This window comes from Sulfitobacter profundi, from assembly GCF_042661425.1.
GTDB lineage: Bacteria > Pseudomonadota > Alphaproteobacteria > Rhodobacterales > Rhodobacteraceae > Sulfitobacter > Sulfitobacter profundi.
This window is the reverse complement of record NZ_JBHSWA010000001.1, coordinates 1,760,983-1,778,428: the sequence shown is the minus strand read 5'-3', so window position 1 is coordinate 1,778,428 and position 17,446 is coordinate 1,760,983. Positions and strand designations below refer to the sequence as shown.

Annotated in this window: 21 protein-coding genes and 1 pseudogene; 15 read left to right on the top strand and 7 right to left on the bottom strand. The window is 62.8% G+C overall.

Going from position 1 to position 17,446, the window contains the following annotated elements; all coding sequences use genetic code 11:
* Nucleotides 1–11: 11 nt before the first annotated feature.
* A complete protein-coding gene (locus tag ACFQAU_RS09290) occupies nucleotides 12–593 on the bottom strand; it encodes a hypothetical protein (protein WP_067942030.1) in 582 nt (193 codons plus the stop codon).
* A gap of 215 nt (nucleotides 594–808) precedes the next feature.
* Between ACFQAU_RS09290 and ACFQAU_RS09285 the strand changes: the two genes are divergently transcribed.
* The 3 genes from ACFQAU_RS09285 (at nucleotide 809) to ACFQAU_RS09275 (ending at nucleotide 2,924) form a co-directional block, all read left to right on the top strand.
* Entirely contained in the window at nucleotides 809–1,117 is a 309-nt protein-coding gene (locus ACFQAU_RS09285) for a hypothetical protein (RefSeq protein WP_120349986.1), read from the top strand.
* A 1-nt stretch (nucleotide 1,118) separates the two neighbouring features.
* Complete coding sequence (locus tag ACFQAU_RS09280) at nucleotides 1,119–1,793, top strand: winged helix-turn-helix domain-containing protein (RefSeq protein ID WP_082849503.1); 675 nt, start codon at nucleotides 1,119–1,121, stop codon at nucleotides 1,791–1,793.
* A gap of 108 nt (nucleotides 1,794–1,901) precedes the next feature.
* Nucleotides 1,902–2,924, top strand: coding sequence for an aspartate-semialdehyde dehydrogenase (locus ACFQAU_RS09275; RefSeq protein WP_067623574.1), 1,023 nt, complete (start codon nucleotides 1,902–1,904; stop codon nucleotides 2,922–2,924).
* Nucleotides 2,925–3,004: 80 nt separating this feature from the next.
* On the opposite strand, the gene ACFQAU_RS09270 is transcribed toward ACFQAU_RS09275, so the two are convergent.
* Nucleotides 3,005–3,655 carry a carbonic anhydrase gene (locus ACFQAU_RS09270; protein WP_067942032.1) on the bottom strand — a complete coding sequence of 217 codons (651 nt, stop codon included), beginning with the start codon at nucleotides 3,653–3,655 and terminating at the stop codon, nucleotides 3,005–3,007.
* 155 nt (nucleotides 3,656–3,810) lie between these two features.
* Here ACFQAU_RS09270 and ACFQAU_RS09265 point away from each other — a divergent pair, with 155 nt between their 5' ends.
* From ACFQAU_RS09265 to ACFQAU_RS09255, 3 genes and pseudogenes are all read left to right on the top strand, one after another.
* Nucleotides 3,811–4,188, top strand: coding sequence for a hypothetical protein (locus ACFQAU_RS09265; RefSeq protein WP_120349985.1), 378 nt, complete (start codon nucleotides 3,811–3,813; stop codon nucleotides 4,186–4,188).
* Nucleotides 4,189–4,251: 63 nt separating this feature from the next.
* Nucleotides 4,252–5,633 (top strand): annotated as a pseudogene (locus tag ACFQAU_RS09260) (leucyl aminopeptidase family protein).
* Nucleotides 5,630–6,412 carry a C40 family peptidase gene (locus ACFQAU_RS09255; RefSeq protein ID WP_132444100.1) on the top strand — a complete coding sequence of 261 codons (783 nt, stop codon included), beginning with the start codon at nucleotides 5,630–5,632 and terminating at the stop codon, nucleotides 6,410–6,412. Before ACFQAU_RS09260 ends, ACFQAU_RS09255 begins: the two are co-directional and overlap by 4 nt.
* On the opposite strand, the gene ACFQAU_RS09250 is transcribed toward ACFQAU_RS09255, so the two are convergent.
* On the bottom strand, nucleotides 6,409–6,756 hold the full coding sequence (locus ACFQAU_RS09250) for a DUF2794 domain-containing protein (protein ID WP_067622201.1): 348 nt from the start codon (nucleotides 6,754–6,756) through the stop codon (nucleotides 6,409–6,411). The two genes, ACFQAU_RS09255 and ACFQAU_RS09250, sit on opposite strands and share 4 nt — an antisense overlap.
* Nucleotides 6,757–6,886: 130 nt before the next feature.
* On the opposite strand from ACFQAU_RS09250, the gene paaI reads away from it, so the two are divergent.
* Both paaI and paaK read left to right on the top strand, forming a co-directional pair.
* Complete coding sequence (gene paaI, locus ACFQAU_RS09245) at nucleotides 6,887–7,324, top strand: hydroxyphenylacetyl-CoA thioesterase PaaI (RefSeq protein ID WP_067942039.1); 438 nt, start codon at nucleotides 6,887–6,889, stop codon at nucleotides 7,322–7,324.
* Entirely contained in the window at nucleotides 7,324–8,634 is a 1,311-nt protein-coding gene (gene paaK / locus ACFQAU_RS09240) for a phenylacetate--CoA ligase PaaK (RefSeq protein ID WP_132444099.1), read from the top strand. Before paaI ends, paaK begins: the two co-directional genes overlap by 1 nt.
* Nucleotides 8,635–8,648: 14 nt before the next feature.
* Here the strand turns inward: paaK and ACFQAU_RS09235 are convergent, their stop codons facing one another.
* Nucleotides 8,649–9,128 (bottom strand): I78 family peptidase inhibitor, encoded by a 480-nt coding sequence (locus tag ACFQAU_RS09235; protein ID WP_132444098.1) that lies wholly within the window; start codon nucleotides 9,126–9,128, stop codon nucleotides 8,649–8,651.
* A gap of 155 nt (nucleotides 9,129–9,283) precedes the next feature.
* Here ACFQAU_RS09235 and mbfA point away from each other — a divergent pair, with 155 nt between their 5' ends.
* Genes mbfA through ACFQAU_RS09205 form a run of 6 tightly spaced genes read left to right on the top strand, consistent with a single transcriptional unit; the run spans nucleotide 9,284 to nucleotide 14,125 of the window.
* Nucleotides 9,284–10,258: an iron exporter MbfA gene (gene mbfA / locus ACFQAU_RS09230; protein WP_067622184.1), complete on the top strand. Its 975-nt coding sequence runs from the start codon at nucleotides 9,284–9,286 to the stop codon at nucleotides 10,256–10,258.
* A 55-nt stretch (nucleotides 10,259–10,313) separates the two neighbouring features.
* Entirely contained in the window at nucleotides 10,314–11,243 is a 930-nt protein-coding gene (locus ACFQAU_RS09225; RefSeq protein WP_093927832.1) for an AEC family transporter, read from the top strand.
* Between the two features lie 28 nt (nucleotides 11,244–11,271).
* Complete coding sequence (gene fghA, locus ACFQAU_RS09220; protein WP_132444097.1) at nucleotides 11,272–12,105, top strand: S-formylglutathione hydrolase; 834 nt, start codon at nucleotides 11,272–11,274, stop codon at nucleotides 12,103–12,105.
* A gap of 3 nt (nucleotides 12,106–12,108) precedes the next feature.
* On the top strand, nucleotides 12,109–12,561 hold the full coding sequence (locus ACFQAU_RS09215; RefSeq protein ID WP_067622176.1) for a YaiI/YqxD family protein: 453 nt from the start codon (nucleotides 12,109–12,111) through the stop codon (nucleotides 12,559–12,561).
* Between the two features lie 32 nt (nucleotides 12,562–12,593).
* Entirely contained in the window at nucleotides 12,594–13,214 is a 621-nt protein-coding gene (locus ACFQAU_RS09210; RefSeq protein ID WP_132444096.1) for an HAD family hydrolase, read from the top strand.
* Nucleotides 13,211–14,125 (top strand): ornithine cyclodeaminase family protein, encoded by a 915-nt coding sequence (locus tag ACFQAU_RS09205; protein WP_132444095.1) that lies wholly within the window; start codon nucleotides 13,211–13,213, stop codon nucleotides 14,123–14,125. The genes ACFQAU_RS09210 and ACFQAU_RS09205 overlap by 4 nt, the downstream gene beginning before the upstream one ends.
* Here the strand turns inward: ACFQAU_RS09205 and ACFQAU_RS09200 are convergent.
* The gene (locus ACFQAU_RS09200) at nucleotides 14,122–15,363 is read right to left on the bottom strand and encodes an MFS transporter (protein ID WP_120349975.1); all 1,242 of its coding nucleotides are present in this window, start codon (nucleotides 15,361–15,363) and stop codon (nucleotides 14,122–14,124) included. The two genes, ACFQAU_RS09205 and ACFQAU_RS09200, sit on opposite strands and share 4 nt — an antisense overlap.
* Before the next feature lie 124 nt (nucleotides 15,364–15,487).
* Here ACFQAU_RS09200 and ACFQAU_RS09195 point away from each other — a divergent pair, with 124 nt between their 5' ends.
* The gene (locus ACFQAU_RS09195) at nucleotides 15,488–15,865 is read left to right on the top strand and encodes an Lrp/AsnC family transcriptional regulator (protein WP_386281815.1); all 378 of its coding nucleotides are present in this window, start codon (nucleotides 15,488–15,490) and stop codon (nucleotides 15,863–15,865) included.
* Between the two features lie 54 nt (nucleotides 15,866–15,919).
* On the opposite strand, the gene ACFQAU_RS09190 is transcribed toward ACFQAU_RS09195, so the two are convergent.
* Together ACFQAU_RS09190 and ACFQAU_RS09185 are read right to left on the bottom strand one after the other, a co-directional pair.
* Nucleotides 15,920–16,873: an OmpA family protein gene (locus ACFQAU_RS09190; protein WP_120349974.1), complete on the bottom strand. Its 954-nt coding sequence runs from the start codon at nucleotides 16,871–16,873 to the stop codon at nucleotides 15,920–15,922.
* Entirely contained in the window at nucleotides 16,870–17,439 is a 570-nt protein-coding gene (locus tag ACFQAU_RS09185; RefSeq protein WP_067939608.1) for a peroxidase-related enzyme, read from the bottom strand. Before ACFQAU_RS09185 ends, ACFQAU_RS09190 begins: the two co-directional genes overlap by 4 nt.
* Nucleotides 17,440–17,446 lie beyond the last annotated feature (7 nt).

Here is a 17,446-nt window from a genome sequence, read left to right as displayed (position 1 = left end):
GCACGCCGGATTTACCGACGGGCCAAGCTGTAACCCGAGTCGCGCAGGCAGCGGGCATCATAGCCGTAGCGTGCGCCGTCCGCCGTCTTCACGCGCTTGGCGCAGTAGTTGGGCAGTCGGTCGACTTGGGAATAATTCTTTTCAAGGCAGGGCTCGCCAAACATCATCACCTTGCCGTCTTCGCCGTCATAGCTGCGGAAGCACTGCTGCGGCAGCAGCTTGCGGTCCACCCGCTCTGGCAGGGGGCGCACTTCGCGCTCGGGGTAGGTGGCGCGGTCGCGCTCTGGGTAGGTCCGGGCGCTGCGGTGCGGCTCGGGGCGCGGATCGATATAGGGGCGCGGGTGTGGCCTCTTGGAAACCGTGGGGTAATAGCGCGGCGCCTCATAGACGGGGGCGGCACGGCGGCGGGTGACCGTCTCACGCTCGTTGCGCTCTTTGTTGTTGTCGTAGATCATCTTGCCCACGATCGCGACGCCCGCAATCGCGGCGAGGGTGCGCAACACTTCCTTTTCATCGGCGGCGGCAGGGCGGGCACCAAAAGCGGTGATGGCAACCGCTGCGGCGGCGATGGTAGCAATGAACTTGCGGTACATGGGTCTGGTCCCTTCTCGTTTATCGGCGCGTTGCTGCGCCCTTGATCCTCTGCGGTCATAACTCGGGGACCGCGTATCGGTTCGTGTGTCTGTTGGTGCCACCAAATTGGGGTGAGGGCCTAAGACAGGCAATAACAGGGGGCGTTATCCAATAACAAGGCGCCCAAAACGCCTTGGTTATTGAATAACAGCGGGCGAAAGCGCATTAAAAACATATGAAAAACCCATGTCTCTCAAACCCATGTCTCTCCTTGCTGACCGCGCTGGCGGTCATACTGGCCCTGCCCGCTGCGGCAACGGCTGGATGCTTTGCCGATTACAAGGCCAAGCAAGACAATCCGCTGCGCCTCCATTACGGGGTGGCGCAGATTTCCGGGGCCTGTGAGCCAGCCTCCGCCGAAACCGAACTCACGCCGCGTCTTGCAGCGGAGGGCTGGACATTGTTGAATGTGCTGTCTGTCTTCGGTGACGAAGGCTTGGATCAAAGGAAAGACAGTGCAGGAACATTCTACCTCCGCTTCTGACATGCGCAGATTTGGCGGGCGTTTCGTGATCGGTGGCATCGCCGCCGTGGTCGCCGTGCTTTTGGTCGGGGCGCTTGTCCTGCTTTGGGCGCTGCCGGATGCGAACGTCTTTAATGCTCGGGTTGAGCGGATCTTTATCGAGAATGACGATCTGACCACCCAAGCCGAGATCAAGCTTCTCGAAATCCTCGCCCAGTCCGGCACCGCCTTTTCTGAGACTTTGGCCAGTTACCGCATCGTGATCGTCGTGCTGCTGGTCTTTGCCAGCGCCATGCTGGTCGCGGCGATGGTGTTTTTGTTCATGCTGGTCGGCTTTAACCGCCGCATGGCGCAGATTGAGCGGACCGGCATTCAGGTGAATTCCCTGCTGATCAGCCGCGAAGAGAATACCGTTTACCTTAACAACCTCGGTTTCAAACTGACCGCAGCGGCGATGGAGACGATGTCTGTCTTGGCCGAAGCGCGGATGGACGATGACGTGCTGTCAGGGTCCGAGATCGAAGGCATGATATCGGGCCGCAACGCCGCCGACTGTGATGAGGCCGCCGGGGCCACGCGGATCAAGCGTTTGCGCGACACCTTGGGCAATCAATTGGTGTCGGAACTGCTGGTCAAAAACATCGCCCGGCGTGGCTATATGCTGGCGATCAACAAGGACGTCATCAAGGTTCTTTAACCCCGGCAGAGCGGCGCTCTGCACGGTCTGCGCGCGGCTGGCCCTAGCCAATGCCCCGCAGGCACGTTAAATGGCGTCAAATTTAATTGGACAGACTGGAGTAATCAGATGGGTTATCGCGTCGCCGTCGTCGGTGCCACAGGCAATGTGGGCCGTGAAATGTTGAACATCCTTGCGGAGCGTCAGTTCCCCGTGGACGAGATCGTGGCTCTGGCCAGCCGCCGCTCGCTGGGGTCCGAGATCAGCTTTGGGGACAAGACCCTCAAGACCAAAGACCTCGACACTTTCGACTTCACTGGCTGGGACATGGCGCTTTTTGCCGTGGGCTCGGAAGCGACTAAGAAATACGCCCCTGCCGCTGCCAAGGCGGGCTGCGTGGTGATCGATAACTCCTCGCTTTACCGCTATGATCAAGACGTGCCGCTGATCGTGCCCGAGGTGAACCCGCAGGACGTGCACGGCTATTCCAAGAAAAACATCATCGCCAACCCCAACTGCTCGACCGCGCAGATGGTCGTGGCGCTGAAGCCGCTGCACGATCGCGCCAAGATCAAGCGCGTCGTCGTCTCGACTTACCAGTCGGTTTCCGGCGCGGGCAAGGAAGGCATTGATGAGCTTTGGGATCAGACCAAAAGCATCTACAACCCGACCGATGACAAGCCCGCCAGCAAGTTCACCAAGCAGATTGCCTTCAACGTGATTCCGCATATCGACGTCTTCCTCGAAGACGGATCGACCAAGGAAGAATGGAAGATGGTCGCCGAGACCAAAAAGATCGTCGACCCGTCGATCAAAGTCACCGCGACCTGCGTGCGCGTGCCGGTCTTCGTGGGCCATGCGGAATCGATCAACATCGAATTCGAAGACCACCTCGACGAAGCCGAAGCCCGCGACATCCTGCGCGAAGCGCCGGGTCTCATGGTGATCGACAAGCGCGAAGACGGCGGCTACGTCACGCCGGTGGAATGTGTGGGTGACTTCGCCACCTTCATCAGCCGCATCCGCCAGGACAGCACCATCGACAACGGCATCAACCTGTGGTGCGTCAGCGACAACCTGCGCAAGGGTGCCGCCCTGAACGCCGTTCAAATCGCCGAACTGCTGGGCCGCGAAGTGCTGAAAAAGGGCTGAGGTTCAGCCCCAGTCTAAGAATAAGAAAGGGGGCCAAACGGCCCCCTTTTTCGTCTCTGTCTCATGCGTCTGCGATGGGCTCAAACCGGCTCGAAGGTCTGCGCCTTGGCGTCGTAATATTCCAAGCTTCCCTCGCCGATGTCGGTCCACAGGCCGTGCAAGCTCAGCGTGCCATCTTCGACCTTTTCTTTGATCCACGGGAAGGTCATCAGGTTCTCAAGCGAGGTCATCACCGCCTGACGCTCCAGCAAAAGCTGCTGCTCTGCCGGGTCTTCGACCTTTTCAACCGTCTCGTATTTCGGGCGCAGCAGGTCCATCCAGCGGCCCACGAAACTGTCTTGGTTCTCAAGCTCGGGCGCGTTGCCTTTGCACATCTGGATGCAGCCCGCGACGCCGCCGCAGCTGGAATGGCCCAGCACGATCAGATGCGCGACCTTCAACGCGTTGACGGCATATTCCACCGCCGCCGAAGTACCGTGCTGTTTGCCATCCGGCTCATAGGGCGGGACGAGGTTGGCGATATTGCGGTGGATGAAGAACTCGCCCTGATCGGCCCCGAAGATCGAGGTCACATGCACGCGGCTGTCGCAGCAAGAGATCACCATCGCGCGCGGGCGTTGCCCCTCGGCGGCCAATCGGCGGTACCAGGTTTGGTTCTCGGCATAGCCGGTCGCCTTCCACCCTTGATAGCGTTGCAACAGATACGACGGCAGAGCCTTGGCCTTGTCCATGTGTAAACGTCCCTTAATGCGTGATGTGGTTTTAGCGCAGATAGCGCAAATGCCATACGAATTCGAGAGAAAAGGCACAGCCATCGCAACCCTTTGCACACCTTCCCGCGCCATATTGTCTCAAGGCCGTGGGGGCTGATTGAAGGATGATACCAATGCAACTTATGCAAATACGCCCGACTGAGCAGGTCTATGTCGATCAAGAGCGGCTTGGCCTGCTCTACACGCAACTCGGGGAGGTGGGCGCCGAAGATGTCGTCTGCCGCGCGATGGAGGAATTGGCCCTGCGCCTGTCGCATTGCAAAAAGCTGCACAAGGACCAAGACCGCGCCGGGCTGCGCAAAAGCGTGCACCGCCTGATCGCCATTGCAGAGCAGGTCGGCATGGCGCTGGTCGCACGGGTGGCGGCGGATGTGGTGATCTGTATCGACGCGGGGGATGACACCGCGACCGCCGCCACCCTGTCGCGGTTGATCCGCAGCGGGGAACGGTCGCTCACCGCGATATGGGACTTGCCCGACATCACGATCTGACTGCTTGCGGGTGGCGATGGAAAAGGTAGGCTGCACGCAAATCCAGATTTGCAAAGGTTTGTCATGTCCGCCGAATTCGCCGCCCCCTCCGCCGCCGCCCTGCCGCTTCATGTCTTGAGCGAGGCCGCGCTTGAAGGCTGGCTTGCCGATCAGCCCGGCCCGGTGCAGGCATGGGTCAAGGCCAGCGGTTTTGCGGGTGCTCTTGGTCAGGCGCTTGTGGTGCGGGGGAGGAAGGCACCCCCGCGCTGGCATTGGCGGGCTACGGCACCGAAGCCGCGCGCCGCAGGGGCCGCTTTCACCTTGCCGCCGCAGCCGCCCGCCTGCCTGCGGGGGACTACCGGATCGAAAGCGGCCTGCCAGAGGACCAAGCCGCGAACGAGGCGCTTGGCTGGCTGCTGGCGGGCTACCGTTTCGACCGTTACCGCGACCAAACCACGCTGGCCGCCCGTCTTGTCGCGCCCAAAAGCATCGACGCCGATCAGATCGCGGCGCTGGCCACGGGTGAAATGCTGACCCGCGACCTGATCAACACCCCCGCCTCTGACATGGGGCCGCCCGACCTGGAAGCCGCCGCGCGCAAATTGGCCGAGCAGCATGGCGCGAAGATCGAAGTCACAACCGGTGATGCGCTGCTAGAGAACAACCTGCCGATGATCCACACCGTTGGCCGCGCCGCCGACCGCGCGCCGCGTTTGATCGACATGGCATGGGGCGACACGGGGCCAAAGCTGACGCTGGTGGGCAAAGGCGTCTGTTTCGACACCGGCGGGCTGAACCTGAAACCCGGTGCGTCCATGGCGCTGATGAAAAAGGACATGGGCGGCGCCGCCGCCGTGCTGGGTCTGGCGCATATGATCATGGCCACCGGCATGGCCGTGCAGCTGCGCGTGCTGATCCCGGCGGTAGAGAATTCGGTCTCCGGCAACGCCTTCCGCCCCGGTGACATCCTGACCTCGCGCAAGGGGCTGACGGTTGAGATCAACAACACCGACGCTGAAGGGCGTCTGGTATTGGCCGATGCGCTGGCGCTGGCGGATGAGGACAAACCGGATCAGATCATCTCGATGGCGACGCTCACCGGGGCCGCGCGGGTCGCCGTGGGGCCTGACCTCGCGCCCTATTACAGCGACGATGCCGCTTTCGTCTCGGCCTTGGAAGACGCCGCTGCGGGGTCTGCCGATCCGGTCTGGCGGATGCCTTTCCATGACGCTTACGAGGCGCTGATCGAGCCCGGTATTGCCGATCTCGACAACGCGCCCAAGGGCGGCTTTGCCGGGTCGATCACCGCAGCGCTTTTCCTGCGCCGCTTTGTGACCGAGAGCAAATATGCCCATTTTGACATCTACGGCTGGCAGCCCGCCGACGCCCCCGCCCGCCCCAAAGGCGGCGCGGGCCAAGGCACCCGCGCGCTCTATGCTGCGCTGCCAGCCCTGCTAAAGCCATGAGCGATCCACGTCTCACCCCGGACCCGGCGCTGGCGAGCCAAAGCCGCGCCGCGCAGGTGGCGGTGCCGGTGGCAGACCTCTTCCGCCGTCCCGACGGCCCACGCGATCGGCAGGTGTTGTTTGGTGAGCCGTTGACCGTGCTGCATGAAGCTTCGGGCTGGGCCTATGTGCAGGCCGAGAAGGATGGCTATTGCGGCTACGTCCTGCAACGCGCGCTGAGCATACCGCGCAAGGCTACGCATCGCGTGTGCGTGCCTGCCACCCATGCCTATACCAGCGCCGATCTGAAATCGCCCGACCTGCTGAGCCTCAGTTTCGGCTCACCCGTCACGGTCATTGCTGAGACCAAGGATTTTGCCGAGACCCCGCAGGGCCATATCCCGCGCGGCCACCTTGCCCCCATCGATCGCCAGGAGGCCGACCCCGCGCAGATCGCGGCGCTGTTCCTCGGCACACCCTACCTTTGGGGCGGCAACAGCCGCTGGGGGATTGATTGTTCCGGTCTCGTGCAGGCGGCGCTGCTGGCCTGCGGCATCCCCTGCCCCGGTGACAGCCACCAGCAGGAGCGCACCGTGGGCGCGCCGGTCGACGGTGACTACCAACCCAACGACCTGCTGTTCTGGAAAGGCCATGTCGCGTTGGTGGTCGATGCCGAAACGATGATCCACGCCAATGCCCACGCGATGGCCGTGAGCTATGAAAACATCACCGATGCCATCGCCCGGATCGAAGCCGCTGGCGACGGGCCGGTGACTGCACATCGCCGCCCCGGCGTTTAATCCACCGACCGGATCAGCTTGCGTTCCAACACCCGCAGCACGGCCTTAAGGTCGTGGCCCCGGCGCAGCACCTGCCCGCCGGTGCCCACCACAGCATACATGCCTTGGCGGTTGCGCAGCTTTGGCCGCTTTTCAATCCGGTAAAGCGGTATCTCCGCCGTGCGCCGAAAGACTGAAAAGACCGCCACTTCTTTAAGGTGGGAAATCCCATAATCGCGCCACTCTCCGGCGGCGACCATCCGGCCATAAAGCGATAGGATCAGCGACAGTTCCGTGCGGTGGAATGCGACCTGTTCCGCGGGGCGCTCGAAGGCCGTGATCGGCGATGGGGGCTCTATGCTCATGGCTTTACAGTTGACCCTGATGGGGGCCAAATCAAGCCCTGACATGGTCGAATGCGCCGCTCAAAATTTCTTGAAAGCGTTACAAAATTGTGCAACCAATCGAAAAAATGAAACACAAAGGCCCGATGGAATGACCCCAGAAGCCCGCGCCCGCAAATGTGCCGAGGTGATGTTCGCCCAAGATTCGGCCTCTGCCGGATTGGGCATGACCATCGACGATGTGACCCCCGGCGGCGCGGTTTTGTCGATGTCGGTGCGCCCGGACATGCTGAACGGTCACGGGATTTGCCACGGCGGATTTATCTTCACACTGGCCGACAGCGCCTTTGCCTTTGCCTGCAACAGCTACAACCAGACCACTGTCGCCCAGCAAAACCAGATCACATATCTCAGCCCCGGCCAGCCGGAGGAGCGGCTGACCGCCACCGCACGCGAAGTGTCGCGCAGCGGTAGGTCGGGCATCTATGATGTGACCGTCACGGGTGAGGATGACCGTGTCGTGGCCCTGTTTCGCGGGCTCTCCCGCAGCATCAAGGGCCAGCTATTTACCGAGGAGGAGCCGACCTGATGAAAGACCTGACCCCCGCGAAGGACACGCTCGACCCGATTGAGATCGCCAGCCGGGACGAGATCAGCGCCCTGCAATTGGACCGTCTGAAATGGTCCCTGCGCCACGCCTATGACAACGTGCCTTTCTACAAGCAAAGCTTTGACGATGCAGGCGTGCACCCCGACGATCTGAAACAGCTTTCCGATCTCTCGCGCTTTCCCTTCACCGTCAAAACCGATCTGCGCGACAATTACCCCTTTGGCATGTTCGCCGTGCCGCGCAATCAGGTGGCGCGCATTCACGCATCATCTGGCACCACCGGGCAGCCGACGGTGGTGGGCTACACCAAGGATGATCTGGCGAACTGGGGCCAAGTCGTCGCCCGTTCCCTGCGCGCGGCGGGGATGCGTCCCGGCGACATGCTGCACAACGCCTATGGCTATGGGCTGTTTACTGGCGGCTTGGGCATTCACCTTGGGGCCGATGCGCTTGGCCTGTCGACCGTGCCAATCTCGGGCGGGATGACCCCGCGCCAAGTGCGGCTGATCGAAGATTTCCAGCCCAAAGGCATCACGGTGACGCCCTCCTACGCCCTGTCGATTTTGGATGAATTCGCCAACCAAGGTATTGATCCGCGCCAATCCTCGCTAGAGGTGGGCATCTTTGGGGCTGAGCCTTGGACCAATGCCATGCGGCTTGAGATCGAGCAGGCCTTCGACATGCATGCGGTCGATATCTACGGCCTCAGCGAAGTCATGGGGCCGGGCGTTTCGATGGAATGTGTGGAGACCAAGGACGGGCTGCACATCTGGGAGGATCACTTCTACCCCGAGATTATTAACCCCGAAACCGGCGCGCCGGTTGAGGACGGCGAGATGGGCGAGCTGGTGTTCACCTCCCTCACCAAACAGGCCTTTCCGATCATCCGCTACCGCACCCGCGATCTGACACGGCTGCTGGCGGGCACCGCGCGCTCCATGCGGCGGATGGAGAAGGTGACGGGCCGCAGCGACGACATGATCATCCTGCGCGGCGTCAACGTCTTCCCCACCCAGATCGAAGAAGCGCTGATGGCCACGCCGGGGCTTGCCCCGCATTTCCAGATCGAACTGTCGCGGCCCGACCGAATGGATCAGATGCGCGTGTTCTGCGAATGCGCCGATGCCAGCGTGACCCCCGACGCCCGCGCCACCGCGATCAAAGCGCTTTCGGCGCAAATCAAGCAAACCGTCGGCATCTCGGTCAAGGTCGAGGTCATGGACGTAGGCGGCGTTGCCCGGTCAGAGGGCAAAGCCGTGCGCATTCTCGACAAGCGTCCGAAGGGCTAGACCGAAAACCTAGCCTAGCCGCAGGTGACCTTGGCGATCTTCCCTTCCGCGTCCAACACGATGTTGGTGCGGTTGGGGTTGGCATCCATCGTCACCGGGTCGCCCTCGGTATAGACGCGCTTGGGCTCGGACACGATGTTTGCCGCCGCGCGGGGACGGCCAATCAGACCCCACCAACTGCCTTCTTTGCAGGATTCCGCCAGTGGCTTGGCAGGCGTGGGCGCTGTAGGCGTGCTGGAACTGCTAGAGTTACTAGACGGCTCATTCACCGCGTCGATCACCGAATTGGGCAGGGGCTTGGGCTTGGTCGTGGAGGCGCGCGCTTCTGTCCGTGCGGGGCGTGGCGCGGTCTGTGTGGGCGGTGTTGTTGTGGCCGCCGGTGGCGTAATCTGCCCCCTCGGCGCAACCGGGGCCGGAATGGGGTTTTGCACCGGCGCTGTCGCCACTTCGGCGCAGCCCGCCACCAATAGGGGTGCCAAGAAAACTAATCTCATGTTCCAAACCTCGTTATTCGCGTGGCGTCGGAGCAAGGGCCGACCATCCCGCAACAGGTAGGTCCATCACGCGCGCCGCCAAGGGCAAGGCGCTTTGCATTTGCTGGAACCCGCCGATGGCCCTACTGTGAGGGCCAGACCACGGAGCCTTCTCGATGCGATTTTCCCTCAACCGCAAACGTTTCAAAGACCTGAGCGAACAAGAGGTGCTGGCGCTGGCCATCTCCTCTGAAGAGGATGACGCGCGCATCTATCGCGACTATGCCGAAAGGCTGCGCGAGGCATACCCCGACAGCGCCGCCGTCTTTGACGGGATGGCCGAGGAGGAGAACGAACACCGCCGCCGCTTGATCGACCTGCACCGCGCCCGTTTTGGGGATGTCATCCCGCTAATCCGGCGCGAACATGTCTCGGGCTACTACGCGCGCCGCCCGGTCTGGCTGATCGAGAACCTGTCGCTAGAGCGTATCCGACAAGAGGCCGCCGCGATGGAACAGGACGCCGAGCGGTTCTACCATGCCGCCGCCGCGCGCACGTCAGACGCGGCGACACGGCAACTGCTGGGCGATCTGGCCGCTGCCGAGGCAGGCCACCACGGCAGCGCGCAGGATTTGACCGAGAAACACCTTAACACCGACAGCCGCAGCGACGAAGACAGCCGCGCGCATCGGCAGTTTTTGCTGACATGGGTCCAGCCGGGGCTGGCGGGTCTGATGGACGGGTCTGTCTCTACCCTCGCCCCCATCTTCGCCACCGCATTTGCCACCCATAACACTTGGACGACCTTCCTCGTCGGCCTTGCGGCGAGCGTCGGGGCGGGCATCTCAATGGGCTTCACCGAGGCGGCATCGGACGATGGGGAACTGTCGGGCCGCGGCTCTCCGATCAAACGCGGGGTAGCCTCGGGCGTGATGACCACGGTGGGCGGGCTGGGCCACGCGCTGCCCTACCTGATCACCGACTTCTGGACCGCAACTGTCGTGGCGATCATCGTCGTCTTTGTAGAGCTTTGGGCCATTGCGTGGATCCAGAATAAGTTCATGGAAACACCCTTCTTTCGCGCCGCGTTCCAAGTGGTGCTGGGCGGCGCATTGGTCTTTGCCGCCGGGGTGCTGATCGGCTCAGGGTAAGGCAAAGAGCCATGCCCCATTGCACCCCAAGGGCGGGCTGGCTAATGCTTGACCCATGGTCGCGATCTTCCTGAAAACCCTGCCGTTCTTTGCGCTGATCGGCCTTGGCTACTGGGCCGGGCGCACGCGGTTTTTCTCAGCCGAAGCGACGGCCTATCTCACCAAATTCGTTTTCTATTTCGCCCTCTCGGCGATGCTGTTCCGCTTTTCCGCCAATCTCTCACTGGCCGAGGTTTGGGACAGCCGCCTTGTCGCCGCCTATCTTTGGGGCACGGCGTTCGTCTATGCCATTGCCAGCCTCGTCGGCTTCCTGCGCGGGCTGGATGTGGCGACCAACGGGATCGAGGCGCAATGCGCCGTGATCGGCAACACAGGGTTTCTGGGCGTGCCGATGCTGACGCTGCTTCTGGGGCCAGAGGCGATCGGCCCCGTGCTGCTGGCGCTGACCGTCGACATGATCATCTTTTCCAGCCTCATCGTGATCCTGATCACCGGCTCCCGCGAGGGGCAGTTGCGGCTGGCGACGCTCAAGATCGTGGGACTGGGGCTGCTGAAAAACCCGATGATCGTCGCCATCACCTTGGGGTTCCTCTGGTCGGGCTTCGGCATCCCGATCCCTGTGCCGCTGAACGAATTCCTCGCCATCCTCGGCGGGGCTGCCACCCCCGGGGCGCTCTTTGCCATCGGCGCTTCGCTGGCTTCCAAATCCGCCGAGCGGATTGAGATCGCAGGCTGGCTGACCTTTTGCAAACTCGTGCTGCACCCGCTTTTCGTGGCCTTTGGTGCGCTGTTTCTTTTCGGCGTCGATCCCTACAAAGCCGGGGTCATCATCGCCGCCGCAGCACTGCCGGTGGCGGGCAATGTCTATATGCTCGCCCAACATTATGGCGTCGCCCCTCAGCGGGTCTCTGCCGCCATTCTCGTCTCAACCACTGTCAGTATCGTGACCGTCAGCCTTGTCGTAGGCTGGGTTTCGGCCCTGTGACACATTCAAGTTCGAAAGGAACGCTGCCATGAAAACCATCTCGGAAAACGCCTGTTTCGGTGGCACGCAGGGGGTTTACTCCCACAACTCCGACGCCTGCGGCTGCGACATGACCTTTGGCCTCTTCCTGCCCGCCGAAGCACAAGACGGCCCGGTGCCGGTGCTGTGGTATCTCTCGGGCCTGACCTGCACCCATGAGAACGCGATGACCAAGGCGGGCGCGCAGCTTTGGGCGGCGGAACATGGCATCGCTGTCGTCTTCCCCGATACCTCCCCGCGGGGCGAGGATGTGGCGGATGATGACGCTTACGACCTCGGCAAAGGCGCGGGGTTCTATGTGAACGCCACGCAGGAGCCTTGGGCCAAACACTACCAGATGTGGGACTATCTGGCCGAGGAACTGCCCGGCCTGATCGGTGAAAACTTCGCCCTCGATATGGAGCGCCAAGGCATCACCGGGCATTCGATGGGCGGCCACGGCGCGCTGACGCTGGCAATGAACCTGCCGGGGCGGTTCCTCTCGGTATCGGCCTTTGCGCCGATCACCCACCCTACGTCGAGCGATTGGGGCAAGAAGCAACTCAGCGCCTATCTGGGGTCGGATGAAAGCACTTGGACGAAACACGACAGCACCCTGCTGATGCGCGAAAAGGGTTTCGACGGGCCGATCCTGATCGACCAAGGCGGCAGCGACCAGTTCCTCGACCTGCTGAAACCCGAAGCATTGGCCGAGGCCATGGCCGCCAAACGCCAGCAAGGCAGCTTCCGTATGCAGCCGGGTTATGACCACAGCTATTTCTTCGTGGCGAGTTTTATGGAAGATCACGTCGCCTTCCACGCCGACGCGCTCTATGCGGGTTAAGCCATGACCGCGCTCTACATCGACGCCGACGCCTGCCCCGTCAAAGCCGAGGCCGAGCGGGTGGCGACCCGCCATAAGGTCAAGATGTTCCTCGTCTCGAACGGGGGCCTGCGCATGTCGCAGAACCCACTGGTCGAGGTGGTGATCGTGCCTGACGGGCCCGACATCGCCGACATGTGGATCGCTGACCGCTGCGGCAAAGGCGATGTGGTGGTCACGGGGGATATCCCGCTGGCCGCGAAATGCGTCGAAGCCGGGGCAAGGGTGCTGAAACATAACGGCGAGGCCCTCACGCAGGCCAACATCGGCAACGTTCTGGCAACCCGCGATCTGATGACCGACCTGCGCGCCGCCGACCCCTTTCGCCAAGGCGGCGGCAAGGGGTTTACAAAGGCCGACCGCTCCCGCTTCCTAGAGGCATTGGAGCGGGAATTGCGCGCGGCAGCGCGGGGTTAGCCCCGCGTTAAGGAATTGATAGGGCAAGTGATATGACACCTCAGGCGGTCGTTTTCGACATCGGCAACGTATTGATCGAATGGCAACCCGAACGCTTTTACGACAGCGTCATCGGCGCAGATCGCCGCCGCGCCATGTTCGATGCCGTCGATCTGCACGGCATGAACGACCGCGTCGACAGCGGCGAAAACTTCCGCGACACGATCTATGCCATGGCCGAGGCGACGCCCGAGTGGGGCGACGAAATCCGCCTCTGGCATGACCGCTGGATCGACATGGCCGCGCCGGTGATCGACCACTCCCTGCGGCTGATGAAGGCGCTTCAGGCGCGCGGCGTGCCGGTCTTCTCGCTCACCAACTTTGGCATCCAAAGCTATGATCTTGCCGCCACGCACTACCCTTTCCTGCGCGAGTTCGACCGCGATTTCATCTCGGGCCACCTGGGCATGATCAAACCGGTGCCATCGATTTATGAGGCCGTGGAGCAGGGCAGCGGCCTGCCGCCCGAAGCGCTGCTCTTTACCGACGACCGCGCCGACAACATCGCCGCCGCCGCCGCGCGCGGCTGGCAGACGCATCATTTCACCGGGCCGCAGGGCTGGGCCGACCGTCTTGTCGCCGCTGGGCTGCTGAGCCGGGAGGAGGCCGCATGACCGACATCCCCAACATCTCCTTCGACGAAGGCGAAGCGCTGCTGGATTGGATCGCCCTGACCGACGCGCTGGCCACGGGCCATGACCTGCCCAAGGCCGAGATTGGCGACACTTTCCTCTATCGCGGCAAGGACACGCTGCTCAGCCGCGCGGCGTGGATCAACGGGCTGGGCATCGCGGTGAAATCCGCCACGATCTTCCCCGGCAATCCCGACCGCGAGGTACCGATGGTCAACGGCGGCGTGTCCCTCTTTGATGACGAAACCGGCACGCTCGCCGCGATCGTGGATTTCCACCTCGTCACCAAATGGAAAACCGCTGGTGACAGCCTGCTGGCCGCGCGGCGGCTGGCGCGACCCGACAGCGAGAACATCCTGATCGTCGGCGCGGGCACCCAAGGCCGCGCCCTGCACGCCGCCTATTCCGCCGCCTTCCCGCAGGCGCGTTTCACGGTCTGGAACCGTACCGCGAAGAACGCCGAGGCGATGGCCGCGGAGCTTAAGATCAACGTGGCGACCGATTTGGAGCAGGCGGTGCGCGCCGCCGATATCGTCACCTCCGCCACCATGTCGACCGACCCGCTGATCAAGGGCGATTGGCTGCAACCCGGCCAGCATATCGACCTCATCGGTGCCTACCGCCCCGACATGCGTGAGGTGGACGACACGGCGCTGTTGCGGTCGCGGGTCTTTGTCGACAGCTTCGACACCACGATCGGCCATATCGGCGAAATCAACATTCCGCTTGAGGCAGGCACCCTCACCCGCGACCATCTGATCGCGGATTACTACGACCTTGAGGTCTTCACCCGCCAAAGCGACGATGAAATTACCCTGTTCAAGAACGGCGGCGGCGCGCATTTGGACCTGATGACCGCGCGCCATATCCTTGAGCGTTGGCGGGCGCGTTAAGCGGTCACCAGCCCCTCCAACCGTTTCTCGCGGATCGGCAGATGGACCACGGCGCTGAACGCCCCCACGGCCACGCCGACCCACCAAACGCCGGTATAGCTGCCATAGATGTCATACATCCGCCCACCCAGCCAAACGCCAAGGAAGCTGCCCAACTGGTGGCTGAAAAAAACGATCCCATAAAGCGTGCCCATATAGCGCAGCCCGTAGATATGCGCGACAAGGCCCGAGGTCAGCGGCACCGTCGCCAGCCACAGCGCGCCCATACCGACGGAGAATAGGATCACCGTCACCGGGGTGATCGGGAACATGATAAAGGCCGCTGCGATCACCGTGCGCCCAACGTAAATCCCCGCCAGCAGGTACTTTTTGGAATAACGCTTGCCCGCCCAGCCCGCCAGCAAGGTGCCCGCGATATTGGCGAGCCCGATGAGCGAGATCGCCACTGCGCCAAGCGCCGAGGTGGTGGTAATGCCGATGTTATGCAGCACACCTCCGGCCAAAATCGGGCCGCACATCTCGGTCACAAAGGCCGGGAAATGCGCGGTGATAAAGGCGAGTTGATACCCGCAGGAGAAGAAGCCCAGAAAGATCAGCGTATAGGACGGATCGCGGAAGGCTTTGCCAAGGATCTGACCCATCGACTCCTCAAGCTCGGCCCGGCTGGCCATCGCAGGCGCGCGCATCATCGGCAGGGTCAGCAACATCGCAAGGATCACGCCCGCGAAGCAGACAAAGGTCATCTGCCACGACATGAAGCTTAGCATCCACTCTGCCACCGGCGCGCCAAAGACCTGCCCCGCACTGCCCGCCGCCGTGGCGATGGCCAGCGACATGGAGCGGTTCTCGTCCGACGCGGCGCGGCCCACCACGGCCAAGATCACGCCAAAGCCCGTGCCCGCGATGCCAAACCCCACCAGCCAAGCATAGGTCTGATGCTCTATCGGAGTGGCGGAATTGGCCGACAAAAGCAGCCCCACCGCATAGACCACCGCGCCGATGATGATCGCCTTTCGGTCGCCGATCTTTTCGGCCAACGCGCCAAAGATCGGCTGCCCGATGCCCCAGGCGAGGTTCTGGATCGCGATGGCGAGGGAAAACTCGCTGCGCGCCCATGCGAATTCTTCGGCAATCGGAATCTGGAAGACACCGAAAGAGGCCCGCACGGCGAAGCTGACCATGATGATGATACAACCGACCATCAGGACCGGTGTGAACAGGGGCGCGCGGCTTTGCATGGAGGAAATCCTTTCCGCGGCAGATTATGGGTTTCCCCGCCGCCGTCAATTGCGCATCCCCAAAGACTGGCCAGCCTGCCCGCGCTGCCGTAAACCCTATTCAACAAAGCAAACGGGATCCCCCATGGACGAGATCGACAACAAGATCATCGCAGAACTGCGGCGCGACGCACGCATGTCCTATTCCGCGCTGGCCGCCTCCACGGGCCTGTCGCGTGTGACGGTCCGCGCGCGGGTCGAACGTCTGGTCAGTTCCGGCGCGATCTTGGGCTTTACGCTGATCCTGAAAGAAGACATGCGCCACAGCCCGATCCGGGGCCATACGCTCTTGGCCATCGAAGGGGCGGGCACCGACCGGATCAAGCGTATCCTCGCGGGCATGCCCGCCGTGCAGGCGATCCATGCGACCAATGGCAAATGGGATTTGATTGTCGAGACGGGGACCGAAACCGTCGAAGAGTTGGACAGCGTGCTGGGCCAAATCCGCCGCATTCAGGGGTGAGTTCCAGCGAGACGAACCTGCTGCTGGCCACCCAGATGACGGTCACGAAATAGCCTACTCGGCAGAGAGCACCACCACCTCAACCCGGCGGTTCTGCTCGCGGCCCGCTTCGGTTAGGTTGCTGGCCCGCGGCGCGAGATAGCCGGCACCCTGCGCCTCGACCCGGCCGGGGGCTACGTCATAGCTCTGCACCAATCGGTCCCGCACCGCCTCGGCCCGTCTGCGCGACAGGGCGGTGTTGGCATCCAGACTGCCCACCGCGTCGGTATGTCCCACCAGCGCCACGCGCAGATCCGGCTCGGCCTTGAGCAACTCGGCAAGCCGCTCAAGTGTGGCAAAGGGGCCGGGGCCAAGCGCGGAGGTGCCGGTCTCGAACTCCAGCCGGTTGAGGACCAGATGGCCGTCGACCTTCAGGGTTTCTGCGAAATCGCCCGTCGCAGTGGCAAGCGGCACCTCGGCAGTCGCCTCTGGCGTGATGGGGGTGCTTTCCCCTTCGGGCGCGTCGCCGCTGCGGGCTTGGATGATCTGCACATAGGCCGAGGTCGCCGCCGTGCTGGCAAGGATGCTGATCGCCTCGGTCGGCGTTCCGTCCTCGCCCCGGCGCAGGGCGGTGATGAAGTGGAAAGCCCGCAGGTTCACATACATGTTCGGCCCCGGCAGCACCTCCACCGCAAAGCGAAAATCAAAGCCGCCGCATTCCCGCGCAGCACAGTCGAGCACGACGTCAAAGCCCGCCTCGCCCAGCTGCCGCCGCAGCGGGCGCATCACCTGCAAGGCGGTCAGCCCCGGCGTGTCCATCCGCCACGCAGCGCGGCGCACGCTGCCATCCACATTGACCCGCGCCACCTGCCCTTCGGCATAGACACCCACGGGCGCGGCATAGCGGTCCGGCGCGGTGTTACGCTCTGCCGTCAGGCGCGCGGTGCTGGGCAGCGCCAATTCAAGCGCCGCCGCGGGAGCCGCCAGCAGCACCCCGAGCAGAGCCGCAGCAACCCGCGCCCGGCTCATCGCGCCTGCGCGTGGTAATCGTCGTTCGGGCGCATGTCGGTGGCACTGGCCACCCGGTTGGTCATGTTGAAGAACCCGGCCACACTGGCGATGTCAAAGATATCCCGGTCAGTGAAACCCGCATCGCGCAGCGCCTGACGGTCGGCCTCCTCGACCTTGGCGCTGGCCTCGGTCAGCTTTACCGCGAAATCCAGCATGGCCCGTTGTTTGGCCGTAATCTTGGCCACGCGGTAGTTCATCACCAGCGCCTCGCCCAATTGCGGATCGCCCGACATTTCGCGTACTGCAGCCCCATGGGCCACAAGGCAGTAGTAGCATTTGTTGACCGAGGACACCGCCACCGCGATCATCTCACGCTCAAGCTTGCTGAGCGCGCTATCGCCCAGCATCAGATCGTTATACATGCCCGCAAAAGCGTTCAGCTTGTCGATGTCAAAGGCATAGGCCCGCAGAACATTCGGCACCATCCCGAGCTTTTCCTGACAGATGTCGAAATACTTCTGCGTCGCTTCGGGCAGCGGATCGACCATCGGCAGATCAAGGGCGGTGGGCATGTCGTTGGCCATGGTCTTA